This is a genomic window from Bacteroides sp. Phil13 (assembly GCF_001940965.1).
Lineage (GTDB): Bacteria > Bacteroidota > Bacteroidia > Bacteroidales > Bacteroidaceae > Bacteroides > Bacteroides intestinalis.
The window spans coordinates 1-13,539 of sequence record NZ_MSHA01000057.1 but is presented as its reverse complement, the minus strand read 5'-3'; the positions used below and the strand labels follow the sequence as shown (position 1 = coordinate 13,539).

Genomic DNA, 13,539 nt, shown 5'->3' with positions numbered 1-13,539 from the left:
TTAAAAACTTGTGTGTGGTGGTTGATTATATGCTACGTTTTGCCAAGCGATAGCCAGACGATATTGACGGTCGTTCATCAATGTCGGGCGCCTATCGGTGGCAGGTATCGTTGTTGTGTATATGCGCAGTTCTGTTTGGTCCTTTGAAGCCCAGATAACTTCTTCGCGCCAATCTCCCAGAACATCTCCGGACAGGCAGGGATTCCCTTTGGTGCCATTGTTGGAAACTACTCCCTCGGCTTTCAGCAATAGTTCAGTTTCTTCCGTTTGCCAATTCCACTTGCTGATGGAGACATGGTCTAATAACTCTGCCAACGGATCGGCATCCCAATAGATTGTGAAATTGCAGGAATTCGGTTTCTTATCACTGATAAATTCTCCGGTATCTCCTCTTCGTAAGCCACCGATGTTGCACCAACATTCTGCCCCTTCATAGTGTGGATCGATGTCGGCTGCTACTCCGCGTCCGGCATCTTCGCCTAACCCATCTTGCCAGATGATTTCTCCGGTGGCTCCGTCAAACATGGCTACGGCAGGAGTTCGCTTGACAATCTCATTATCCCCTTCGTTCTCATGTACGCCGAATACTTGCATACCAGGGCGCGAAGGGATTAAACGTCCGGCATGCAGGGCGTCTCCATGGCGCAGTCCCGTTGTGAAGAGGCCTTTTCCATCATGGTCTACTGTCATAGCTCCCACGCAGATCTCATCATAACTGTCTCCGTCAAAATCGGCTATTGTCACGCTATGATTTCCCATACCGGAATATCCCTCCAAACCGGGGGCGGCACTGTCGAAAGTCCAGATGCTTTTCAAAGTTGAGTTGGTGAATGTCCATGCACAGACTACAGTACGTCCATACCATCCTCTGACCATAACGGGTGAAGGTGTCTTACCATCCAGAAAGGCGACTCCTGCAGTGAAACGGTCGGATCGTCCTCCGGTATTATCGTTACCACAGTTACCGCCGATGCCTCCCCATCCGTCTATGGGATAGCGGGGAGGAATGTATTCTTTGGTATCTAATTCTTTTCCGGTTTTACCATCAAACACAGTCAGGTATTCCGGCCCATTGACTATTTTCCCATAGGTCGGACTCTCTTTGTTCCATGTTCTCCAATCTGCTTGGTTATCACCGATAGTATGTCCTGTTCCATCCACGGTTCCGTCTCCTGTTTTGCAACAGATTTCGGCACGCCCATCTCCATTAAAATCAAAGACAAGGAAGTTAGTTGTGGCTGCTCCTGAACGGATATTCGGTCCCAAATCAATGCGCCAAAGCAATGTTCCATCCATTTTATACGCATCCAGGTAAGTATTTCCCGTAAAGCCACGTTGCGGAGGGCGCTTGGAATTGGAAGGTGACCATTTCAGTATGATTTCATATTCACCGTCACCATCCAGATCTCCTACACTGCAATCATTGGCTGTATAAAAGAAATGTTCGCCTGCGATTTCTCCATCTTCCGGTTTCCGGATTGGAATACTTAAATAGGGGTGTAGTTCCTCTTCTGTCGAATGTGTCCAGGTGGCTACTTCTCTATTATCAGCTTTCAGTATCCAGTGATTAGTAGCTTTAAAATCAGTATCTTCATCCTGAAAATCAGCGGTCTTACTAATTGGTTCCTTATTCAGCTTTATGGCTGCTCCTCCATTGGTGCTTCGATAGATGTCGAACTGCAAACCGGGTGCATCATCCAGCGTCATGCGCCAGCTGAAGTACATTCCTTTGTCTGTAGGGATTCCGACCAGACCTCTTGATAGCTTTTCTCCTGTGTAAGGTTGAGAAAAAGCATATATACTCCCGCAAAGCAGGAGTATATACATAATAACCCAGTGTTTTATATAACAATTCAACCTTATTGCCATAAGTTTTCTTTAAACTCTATTTCCACAATGCGTAATTCGTGCCTGGTTTTGTCTCCATCCTTAGCTTTATATAAATCCAGTTCATTGGCGACGGGAGCAGCTACCTCAACTATTTGTCCGAAGGCGTCCCCTTCTTTGCTGGCTCCTTTCAAGCGAATGGTAATCTCGTTGGTCAATACAGGTTTTACTTTCAAATGAACATATCCCAGACTTTTTTCTGTTTCTCCACTCCAGATCAGTTCGTCACCTGCATAGATTTCCAGCGGATAACTGCGCAAACGCCATCCGGTCAGTTTCAGGCAAACTTCATCCACCCGTGCGGCACGTTCCAATTGGTAAGTGATCCAGGCTGTATTTGCCCTTCCGTCATTTTTCCACTCGCTCAATTCGTTATCATCGAAACTATTGATAGTGCTTTCATTATTTGCACCGGCGACAGCAGATAAGATGCCAACATCTACTTTCGTATCTTTATAAGAAGGTGTTAATGGAGTTTCTCCACGGGTTAATCTGCCTTCCAGTTCATTGCCGGGGATATATCTGCTTAATCCATCTTTTACTTCTATGGGCGATGATGAGAAGCTGATTTCAGCAGATTTTAAACCCTCGGCTTTTGCAGTCACGCGAACTGTACCGGCAGTTGTCAGAGAGCGGATGAGTGCGCGGTTGATACCACATTCTACCGGCAAATCTTTTGAAAGAATAAAATTGTCTTTTCCCTGTGCGATACCACCACGCCATTCGGCAGGTCCTTCCACATCGAAATGTATCAGGTCATTGGCCAACGGACAACGTCTGCCATCTTTATCCATTACTTCTACCTGAAGCAATACCATATCTGCACCGTCTGCTTTCCATCCATTAGGACTCTGAATCAGGCTCAACTTTATTTGCTCCGGTTCACCGGCTGTCTGTAAGTGGGTGCGACAGCATTCTGTTCCGTTTTCATCATAGCCCACTGCTTCCAATTTACCGGCTGCAAATGCTACGTTTTCAAAAGTATATAAGAAATGGTGGTCTCTATTACCATATCCTAAGGATGTTCCATTCAGGAATAATTCCACTTTCTCTGCACTGGAAACTACATAGACCGGTTTCACTATACCTTCTTTATAATTCCAATGGCCAATGATATGGATACGTGGATTTTCTATATCTACCCAACCGTCCCACATCACCTGATGCGCAAAGAAAGGATCTTTGGGAATGCGCATGGCATCAGTTACCCCGCTACGACGATAATTTTCTACCCCGCGGAAATGAGTATTGGTATCAGAGAAGATGATCTTTACTCCACCTGAACTAACACGATCCCCGGTTCCCGGGCGTTCACGCCAATAGTCGAACCAGCGAATTATATTTTCTATCGTAAATGAATCCTGATTATGATTGTAAGCGCGTGCGTCTACTTTCTTCTGGATTTTATTGGTTGCAGCGGATCTGAAAGAATTGTTCCCTTCTCCATTCTTATGATAGGGGTAAGAGTATTCGTCCCAATACTTGCGTAATCCTTCATCGCGACAATATTCCATGGCCCACATCGGGTGATGTTTACTCTTATTGATATAAAGCATTTCTCCGCCATATTCGGCTTCGCGGATATCAAGCATTTCACGTGAACCGATGGCACGGCCACCATGAGGGTCATATTTATCGCGTATCGCTTTCATCTCTATCATGTGTTCCCGACTGATAGACTCATTTCCACATTCGTAAAACAGGATACTCGGATTATTACGGTTGTAAATGATAGCATCACGCATTAGTTCAGTCCGTTGTCCCCATTGGCGTCCTTCACGGTCTTTTTCTGCATCACCGGCTTGCATTGCCTGGATCAGTCCCACGCGGTCACACGATTCAATATCCTGTTTCCATGGAGTGATATGCATCCAGCGAACCAAGTTGGCATTATCTTCCACCATCAATCCATTGCTATAGTCACTCAGCCATGCCGGAACGCTCATTCCTACTCCCGGCCATTCATTGCTGGTACGTTGGGCAAATCCCTTCATCTGGATTACGCGATCATTCAGCCATATCATACCTTTCCCAAAGCGAGTTTTGCGGAAACCTGTCCGGGTAGCTACTTCATCTATCTTTTTACCGTCTGCCCATAAACTTGTTTTTACGGTATACAGGTAGCCATATCCCCAACTCCAGAAATGTAAACCGTCCACTTCTGCAGCTGCTTTTAAGGTTACTGTTTCTCCGGGTTTCACTAAAGTCTGAGTACCGTCGAATACTTTGATTGTTTTACTGTCACGGTCTATCAACTCAACTTTATAGGCCACTTGCTTGGCACGTTTGTACTCGTTCTTTATCTCGGATTCCGCATGGATTACCGCTTTGCGGGATTTTACACGAATATCTTCCGCATAGATATAGACACCTGTGGTTTGCAGATTACTGTATAGAGGCAGAGTCTGATATAATTTATCTGTAACATGTAGCCATACATTCTTAGGAATACCACCATAATTAGCATTGAAGTTACGGTCGCTCCACTGATATTTGGTGCCGGTAGCGCGTTCTTTGTAGTTCCAGTCATTATCAATGCGGAGGGCTATTACATTTTCCTGTCCGTATTTTATATAAGGAGTCAAGTCGAAACCAACAGCCATCGCACCATTCTCGTGCAGCCCCAGATATTGACCGTTAATGTAGAAATCAGCTCCTTGGCGGACACCTTCGAATTCTATAAATACCTTTTTATCTTTACTGCCAGCGGGTAAACGGAAGTGTTTACGATACCACATCACTGTATCTGTTAACTGGTCTATGCTTAAGCGAAAAGCTTCATCTTCATTAAAAGCACGGGGTAAAGTGACTTTTTTCCAATCCGTATCCTGAAAGCGTACTTGTTGGGCTTCAGGAATATCACCAACGGAAAGTAGCCAATCGGAATTGAAGTTATATTTATTGCGAGCATCTGATGCTCCTACATACTGGCTTATGGATATAAAAGCCAAAAGGGATAAAAGGATTCTACGTCTCATGGTTTATTAATTTATTTTGGGGAGCAAAACTAGCGTAAAGTTCCCCTTATTCTATAGACAAAAATTCATTTGCATAGATTATCATTCAAAATTATCTTATTTATTCTCCTAAATAGTAAGAAGGTACAGGTGCCTGTGGATAACCCATAGAACGATGTACTACATAATTCCGGTATATCGCATCCTGCATTAAAGTTACACGACGGTCTTTGGCAGGGATATTCGTTGTGTAAATACGAATTTCGCCCGGTAGGGCTGTGATGATCTCTTCACGCCAATCGCCATATAAATCGGCAATCATCAGGATATCTCCTTCAATACCTTCTGTAAGAGATTCCCCTTTCCATTTTATAATGCTTAAAGATTTTCCGTTAGAAGAAGAGTTTGCTCCCCACCGGTTATCATCTCCTTTAAATGTTTCACGCAATAAATCTCCGTCCCACCATGCCCAGTTTCGGCAGGAAGGTACATCTTCGTTCTTGCCTAAGCATTGGCCACTTGCAGAAAGTAAGTATTTGTCCGTACTTCCTCCTTTACGGTCTTCACTTGCGAAACATTCCAGTCCTTTATGAGTAGGATCGAAGTCGGCAACCATTCCGTCACCCACATGGAACGTTTTGCGACCGATGTTCCAAACGGGTTGTCCGGTTTTTGCATCTACCACACAAACTCCACGGCCGTTGTCATGCCAAGGTTCCAAGCATAGAAATACTTCCATTCCCGGACGATTCGGGTCAATATCTGTCAGATAAATCTTGTCCGGGTGTCCTAATCCGGTAGACCATAATAGTGTACCATTGTCATCAAGCATGCATGAACCTAAGAGTATTTCATCTTTTCCATCCTGATCCACATCTCCGCAAATCATGTTATGTGATCCCATACTTCTTACTATAGGGTTTTCTTCATCGCTATCCCATCTCCAGGCGCGTTCCAATTTATTGCTATTTAATTGCCAGGCATCTACAACCATCAATTTATAGGTCCCGCGACAAGCTAATATATAAGGTGTCTTCCCGTCCAGGTATGCCATACCTATCTGATTACGATTCTGGCGGACAAGATTTCCATATCTGTCATTGCGCTCAGGCCAATCCACGCGGACTATTTCTTCTCCAGTCATGCCATTCAATACGCTCAAGTATTCTTCACCTGAATCTACACGTCCTTTTTCATTGCGTTTTGAATTTTCAGGAGCAGTCTTTAATGCTATTTCAGCTTTGCCGTCTCCATTGAAGTCGTAAGCGATAAAAGGAGAATACCATACGCCCGGTTCTATACCTTGTCCCAGGTCTTTAGACCACAAAAAAGTACCGTCATTCAGATAAGCCTCAATTTGATAAGTTTCTCCACCCAAAGTGCCCGGCATTCCCGGGTCTACATTTTTATCCGGCGTGCGGATGATGTAATCATAAATCCCGTCTCCATTTAAATCGGCAACAGCTATCTTGCCGGCTTTTATATTTCTATTAAGTTTGATTGATTGATAATTCTTCAATGATGGGAGTTCCACTTCTATTTTAGTAGATGTGTCGATCACTTTTTTCTTTTTATCCAATGCGCAGATCCAATAAGATGCTTTTCCATTTGCAGGAGATTGATCTATGAAATCACAAGTCGATTTTACCGGAGATTTGGTTAAACGTTCCGTCTTGCCATTTGCAGTACGATATAGATGGAAGGACACATCTGCATCATCTTGTTCCAACAATCTCCAACTAAGATATATGCCTTTTCCATCCATGGCAGGGGTTGCCGCCAGTCCTCTGTTCAAGTGCTCTTTTATTCGTTCGGTTGCAAAACCATTTACTTCAGGCTTCGGCTCATGTCGTGGTTCCAGAATCTCATAGTAGTAAGTACGTTCACGTAAATCTTGGGCTCGTAAACTACCGGCTGTACCGATTAACAAAGTACAGAGGAGTAAATATCTGTTTTTCATTGCTTTCTTTTTTAGTTATTGAATGAAGTTATATCAACCATCATCAGATTCAAACGCTTGCCGTTTGTGAAGTGCCCGGATTGAAAAAGTACTTTTGTGCCGTCGGGACTGAAACTTGGGTGTGCATGATCCGGTTTCATTTTGGTATCCGAAACCAACCAATGGCGTTGACCGGTCTGTACGTTGATGAGCCAGACATTTCCTCCGAAGGTGTCACCAGCTGCCCAACGATTGTCGCGACTTGCATTGCAATGCCAGAATCCCCGTCCGGTAAGTTGTCCTTCTATGGCTTTGCGGTCTTTATCCAATTCTACCTGACCCACTAATTCCACGTCATCGGTGCGAAGATTGATACGGGCAATACCACTTACTTGTTTACGAAGGCGAGGCTGAAAACCTAGGATGTTGAAATAAACATAGTCTTTGGTTACAAAAGTTTCGTGAGTGACCCAGTCTAATGGAGTTTCTTTATAAAGAGGCTTGAAGACCGAACCGTCTGCTGTGCAGAACCACATGCGCTGATATGCATCGCCACCGGTTTCATTACAGAAAACGATTTCTCCCGGTGTGAAACGGCTGGCCTGTATGTGCCCTGTTTTAAATTCGGTATCGATAACTTTGGTTACTTCGCCGGTAGCAAGGTTCATTTTTCGGATGCCACAAAGAGATGGTTTTATTTTTACCGGCTGATTACTTTCCGGTAAGAATGCATTTTTCGCCATGCGTTCTTTTTCTTCTTCTGTACCTTCACGTTCTACGGTGATATAAGCATAGTCATCGTTGCAATCTATGGCATATCCTCCGGGACGTCCCATGCTTGTGGGAAAAGTACCTAAAAGAGTTTCATAGGCGGTAGGTTTTCCTACCTTTCCTTTTTTTACATCTGCAAAGAACTTATCCAGATCCATTACATACATATTCCAGTCTTCTTTTTCTTTTCGGCTGATGAACATACGATTGCTCTTATTGGCCAGGAATGCACTACCCAGATCAGGACCTTCTGTAGCCTGAATGATTTGGCCTGTTGCCATTTCTATAAAATAAATCTGTGTGGGAGTCCAACTGCGTTTCTCTCCATTTGGGAGGGTACGCTCTATCTTTTTATCGTTTGCGCGACTGGATGACCGGAATAATAGATATTTTCCGTCATGTGTCCACATCGGGTCTGTCTGATAGAGGAAACGGTCATTCTTTAAAGTGTCGGTAAGTATGGTAATGGTGTTTCCGGTTTCACGGTCTGTATAAGTTTGCATTTCGGATGCAGTGCAATTACCAAATTGGGCAAACAGTGCTTTACTGAAGCCGGCTAATAATGTAACGAGCAGAAAAAACTTTCTCATAGTATGTCATTTTTTTATTTGATGCTACAAAATTAGACGTCGTCCACCTTGATAAAAATAGAATTTCATCCATTTATATGGTGAATTGTACGTTTTATATTTATTTTAGGTATCCCCTTTGATATAAAAAAGGGGAAACTGCATTCAAGTTTCCCCTTCCCTACGAATCTTATTAATTAATATCCAGGATTCTGCCAAGCCTTTTTCTGTTCATCAGTCAAGTTTGAACCATCCTCATTTAACAGACCATCAATAAATGTTTGTGGGATAGGACGAAGTTCGTGCTTATTTGTACTGATATAAGGTTTAGCTTCATTATTAAATGTTTTAGTGCGCATAACCAACGTATTTGTACGCGATAAATCTTCCCAACGTTGCCATTCTCCCAACAACTCGCGAGTACGTTCATTCAAAATGAAATGAAGAGCACGGGCATAATCGCCTGAAACAGATAAAGAAGCAAGAATATCTTCATCTTCATCCGGTAAGTTTGAAGGGAATGATGTCAGTTCCATTTCAGTTACAGTTGAAGTTTTAGTTCCTAGAGGCATGTCAGGGTTGGAAAGATAGTAGGTATTATATTTAGCATACGCTTTATAATAATCCGAGTTTTTTACATCAGAAGTTGACTCTTTATATAAAGAGTTATTTTCAAAAGCTTGGGTTCCATCACAGTAATTAGAACGTTCCTCGCCATCTTTCCAGGCAGCGCGTTTACGAACTACATTGATATCTGCCATAGCTTTTCCGTATTCTCCCTGGCGTACATAGCACTCAGCACGTAAAAGATAAGTTTCGCCTAATCGTGCCATAATAACATCACGGTTTGAATTTCCTTTCTCACCGGTACGAGAACCATCTTCTGTTTTGTTTATACCACAGAAGAAGTTTGCTCTGGAAGTGGTAGTACCATTACCAAAAGTATCTCCTACGTACTTCCCATTTTGATAAAGAACTAAAGAATTAGGAGCCCATTTGCCATTTACTCCTTCAGGCAAACGTTTCTTATCGTCTCTCCATGTCGGATTACCACTTTTTGCATTACCAAAGGTATAGCCATCATAAGTATGATCATCTTTTGTATTAAGAATCATAACAATAGCTGGATCTCCCAATTGTAGATTTTCCTCGGCTGCCTTTCCTGAATCTGCTATTACATTAATACCGTAGACAGTTTTAAATGTTTTCCACATACGAGCATCATTGGCACGGTCAAATACGGAATAAGCATACTCCGTCGGACGACATCTCTGATAATCAAGTCCAACCCACGGACCACGTTTCACCCATTGTGCAAAGTTTGAGAATTGCATAGTAAATAAAGGATATGCCTGCTGGCCAAAACGTCCATCTGTACCAGATAAACCATTCGTAGGACATGCCATCAAAATTTCATCTAATTCTTCATATTCGCAATTTGGCTTATAGAATTTAGCAAACAAATCATTATAGTCGTCTGCTAATTTACCTCCACGTGCTGTTATAGCATATGTACACGCATCCACTGCTTCCTGTAAGTCACTTTTTTTGTATTTTTCATTCCATGCGTCATTACGTTCTGATACACGGAACAAAAGAGCTTTCGCAAGGAAATGGGCAGCAGTAGCTTTTGTCCAAGTAACTCCTTTACCGTAGGTAAATTCTTCCCCACTAAACAAGTTATATGCTTGGCGAAGGTCAGAAATCACCTGTTCCCAAGTTTCTTCATCACTGGCACGAGTGAAATTACGAACTACACCTACGGCCGGTTCTGTTTGCAAAACGACACCGCCATATTGAGCGGCTAAACGATAATAGTTGTAACCTCGCATAAAATATGCATGTGCCAGACAGCGGTTACGCTGCGTCACGTCTGTGAAAACCTTTTCTGCCTTTGCAATGATTGTATTGCAAGAAGCAATGCCATAATACATTTCATCCCATAAATCACCGGGAGCAGCACAGTTGTCATTCGATGCCCCATTCGCCTTGCTATACTTTACGGGATTAAGGCGGGCATCATAAGTATTCCAAGGCTCACTGGTCAAGTCGTTTCCATTAGTAAACTCATCAACACCATAACTGGTTATAGAGAATGACCATCCATAGGCAAAATGCCAACGAATATGTCCGTACAATGAGACTGCTAAAGATTCAAGCCCTTCAGGCGTATCAAAATATTCGGTGGAATATTGTGTAGTCAGTTCTTCTTTCAAAAAATCAGCACTACATGAAGTGAATGTCATGCTTGTCAATGCAAGGAGACCCAAACCTATATTCTTAATTTTATTCATCATTATTTTCTTTTTATAAGTTAATTATCTATCAATTTAATCTTGGATTAAAAACCTATTTCAAGGCCAAACACAAAACTACGGTTGAAGTTACTGGACTTCACATCAAGATCATATTTATCAATTGATTGATACAAACTTCCCGGATTAATAGCTTGCGCATATACTTTCAGATTATTCAATCCGATTCTTTTGCATATTGTTTGGGGGAAATTATAACCAAGTGAAATGTTGCGTACCTTAAGGAAAGAAGCTTTACGATACCCCAGTAAGGAAGAGAAAGCATCGCCACCCGATTCATTATAATAAGGCTTCTGAAATTCTGCACCGGTATTTTCCGGAGTCCAATAATCGACCTCCACCTGTGACCCCTGTCCTGTCAAACCATAGCTGTTGGCTTCAACCATATATCCCATACGTCCGATAAGAAAGAGACTGAGCTCTATGTTTTTCCATGAGAAAGTATTTGTCCAACCCATTGTCCATGCCGGGTTCTTGTTACCTAGGATTACGCGGTCTTTCTCATCAATTTTATGATCTCCGTTTTGGTCAACAGGACGAACGAAACCCGGTTCAAACTTATGTCCGTTTTTGTTAAACAGTTCCATTTCAGCACGATCTTCCGGTGTATCCTGCCACAATCCTACTTTATCATATCCATAATAGACACCTATTGACTCACCAATGAACCAACTGTTGGCTACCATATCATTCTTACCATATGCCAATTCTACTATTTCATCCTTCTGCCATGCGACGTTAAAATTAGAGTCCCATAAGAAACCAGTGTTCGTCTGAATCGGAATAAAGTTCAAAGTCAGTTCAACTCCACGGTTTTTCGTTTTACCAATATTAGCATAAGTACTTGAAAATCCTGTCAATGTAGGAATGCTTGTCTGCATCAACAAATCATTAGTATTGCTCCAATAAGCATCAAGGCTACCACTAATACGATTATTTAGGAAGCCGAAATCAACTCCCAAATTGATCTGTGTCGTCTTCTCCCAACCTAACTCTGGATTAGCCATTTCCAATGATTCCTTTGCATAGAAAGGCTCATTAGTAGTATAGGCAGTATAGTTGCCATCACTAAATGGAATGAGGATAGAACGGATTTTACCTAATGTGGAATAAGGATCTACCGCAGAGTTCCCTGTTACACCAAATCCTAAACGAAGCTTCAGGTTATCAAGCCAACTGCTGGTATTACTCATAAAATCTTCTTGGCTGATACGCCATGCTAATGAAGCAGAAGGGAAAAAGTCCCACTTGTTTCCTTCTGATAACTGAGAAGCACCGTCCCAACGACCGGATACAGTCAATAAATAACGTTCGTCAAAACCATAATTCAAACGAACCATATACGATTCTAGTTGGCGTTCTGTCAATCCTGAACTCATTGAAGCATCGCTCTTTTCATCTGCTAAATCTACTGTACCAAAGGCATTCCACAAATAAGAAGGACGTGCAATATATTTAGCAGCCATGGCTGAGGTTTCATAATTCCATGAAGAAGCTGTCTGCAACAATGTCACGCCAATCTTATGCTTTTCTGCAAGAGTCCGGTCAAACATAACCATATTATCCAAGGTCCATGAAAAGTCACGGCGATTTTGTAAACGTGCATAGCTGCCGTTACCGACACGATTGGCAGAAGTTTCATCCAGAAATACTCCCTCACGCCAGTTGCGATAGTCAGGTCCAAAGGCTATTTTATAGCGGAGACCTTGAAGTGGAGACCACATTTCGCCAAAGTCTAAAGTTGCAGAGAAATTACCCAAAGCACGGAATGTTTGTGATTGCTGGGTTGACTTATCCCATTCATCAATAATTGTATAGGTATTGTTACGTCCGCCGGGCTGTAATACTATATTACCGTCAGCGTCATACGGAACAGCAATGCTTGTCAAAGCCTTCGCACGACCGTAAAGGGCATCTGATACAGAGCTTGACGGTGCGCCTAATGTTGACATACCATAATCTTGCTCACTCCAAGAAGCATTTATAGAGGCAGATAATTGTATCCATTTGGTTGGCTTCAGATTAATGCTGGCCTTACTGCTGTAACGTTTATACCACTGTCCCTTTTGTGTTCCCGAATTATCCAAATAGCCAAACGAGAGATAAGCATTCATTTTCTCTGTACCGCCGCTTGCACTCAAGGTATGTTCATGTGACAAACTGGTTTGTGTAACAAAATCAGTCCAATCTGTAGTAGAAACTTTAGAAGCATCCCAAGTTCCATTTGCCCAGCCTTTGGAAACATTTCCCCACGTTGTACCATTATCTAACGCATTATCAAAAAATCCTTTATCATTTTCCATAGTTGGAGAGTTAGGGTGAGCGTATGTGTCAGGAGCAGAATTATAGTAAGCCCACCGTACATAATCGATATAATCTCCTGCATTCATGGACTTGCGTTTATCGACAATATTAGATACTGTTAATGTCCCAGAGTAGTTAAGACTAAACTTTCCATCTTTTCCTTGTTTCGTAGTAACAACAACAACACCATTTGCACCACGAGAACCATAAATTGCCGTAGCAGACGCATCCTTCAAAATATCAATAGATTCAATATCGCGAGGATTCAAAGTCTCAATACCACTTCCCGACATTAAAGGTACACCATCTACAACATACAAGGGAGTGTTGCTGGCAGAAATAGAACGGTTACCACGGATACGAATATCCCCGACTTTTCCTGGACGTTCACTAGTGGTAATATCCACACCGGCTGCTTTACCTTGTAATGCTTCAAATGCATTATTTACAGGCCGTGCGGTTAGAGTTTCGGCACCAACACTGGCAATAGCACCCGTTACGTCGCTCTTCTTCTGAACGCCATAACCCCCACTACTTCATCCAACATTGCATTGTCTTCCTGTAATGTCACTTGAAGGCTTGTTTTTCCCGCAACAGAAATCTCTTGGTCTTTATAACCTATAAAAGAAATAGAAATTGTACCATTATTAGGTACATTGGAAAGAGTAAATCGACCGTCCAAGTCAGTAATGACACCATTAGTAGTGCCTTTAACCAGAACATTGGCACCAATAACCGGTTCACCGGTCGGATCAATTACAGTACCTGAAACTGTTTTGCTTTGTGCGGCGGCTCCT

The 13,539-nt window shown here is 42.5% G+C and carries 7 protein-coding genes; all 7 read right to left on the bottom strand.

The features are described from left to right. Complete coding sequence (locus BWI44_RS11165; RefSeq protein WP_138291516.1) at positions 1-1,827, bottom strand: rhamnogalacturonan lyase; 1,827 nt, start codon at positions 1,825-1,827, stop codon at positions 1-3. A gap of 32 nt (positions 1,828-1,859) precedes the next feature. Then, positions 1,860-4,865 carry a glycoside hydrolase family 2 protein gene (locus BWI44_RS11160; RefSeq protein ID WP_195209249.1) on the bottom strand — a complete coding sequence of 1,002 codons (3,006 nt, stop codon included), beginning with the start codon at positions 4,863-4,865 and terminating at the stop codon, positions 1,860-1,862. Between the two features lie 100 nt (positions 4,866-4,965). Then, positions 4,966-6,804, bottom strand: coding sequence for a rhamnogalacturonan lyase family protein (locus BWI44_RS11155; protein ID WP_195209250.1), 1,839 nt, complete (start codon positions 6,802-6,804; stop codon positions 4,966-4,968). Between the two features lie 11 nt (positions 6,805-6,815). Next, complete coding sequence (locus tag BWI44_RS11150; RefSeq protein ID WP_195209251.1) at positions 6,816-8,144, bottom strand: oligogalacturonate lyase family protein; 1,329 nt, start codon at positions 8,142-8,144, stop codon at positions 6,816-6,818. 176 nt (positions 8,145-8,320) lie between these two features. After that, positions 8,321-10,420 (bottom strand): RagB/SusD family nutrient uptake outer membrane protein, encoded by a 2,100-nt coding sequence (locus tag BWI44_RS11145; protein WP_229036178.1) that lies wholly within the window; start codon positions 10,418-10,420, stop codon positions 8,321-8,323. 44 nt (positions 10,421-10,464) lie between these two features. Continuing rightward, positions 10,465-13,230: a SusC/RagA family TonB-linked outer membrane protein gene (locus BWI44_RS11140; protein ID WP_286813528.1), complete on the bottom strand. Its 2,766-nt coding sequence runs from the start codon at positions 13,228-13,230 to the stop codon at positions 10,465-10,467. A gap of 8 nt (positions 13,231-13,238) precedes the next feature. Continuing rightward, positions 13,239-13,539: carboxypeptidase-like regulatory domain-containing protein (locus tag BWI44_RS11135; protein WP_286813471.1), on the bottom strand; the 301-nt coding region annotated here is incomplete at its 5' end.

What these genes read in the sequence shown, in the direction of transcription:
- BWI44_RS11165 (WP_138291516.1), bottom strand. Translation starts at nt 1,827, where the DNA reads ATGTATATACTCCTGCTTTGCGGGAGTATATATGCTTTTTCTCAACCT.
- BWI44_RS11150 (WP_195209251.1), bottom strand. Translation starts at nt 8,144, where the DNA reads ATGAGAAAGTTTTTTCTGCTCGTTACATTATTAGCCGGCTTCAGTAAA.
- BWI44_RS11160 (WP_195209249.1), bottom strand. Translation starts at nt 4,865, where the DNA reads ATGAGACGTAGAATCCTTTTATCCCTTTTGGCTTTTATATCCATAAGC.
- BWI44_RS11145 (WP_229036178.1), bottom strand. Translation starts at nt 10,420, where the DNA reads ATGATGAATAAAATTAAGAATATAGGTTTGGGTCTCCTTGCATTGACA.
- BWI44_RS11155 (WP_195209250.1), bottom strand. Translation starts at nt 6,804, where the DNA reads ATGAAAAACAGATATTTACTCCTCTGTACTTTGTTAATCGGTACAGCC.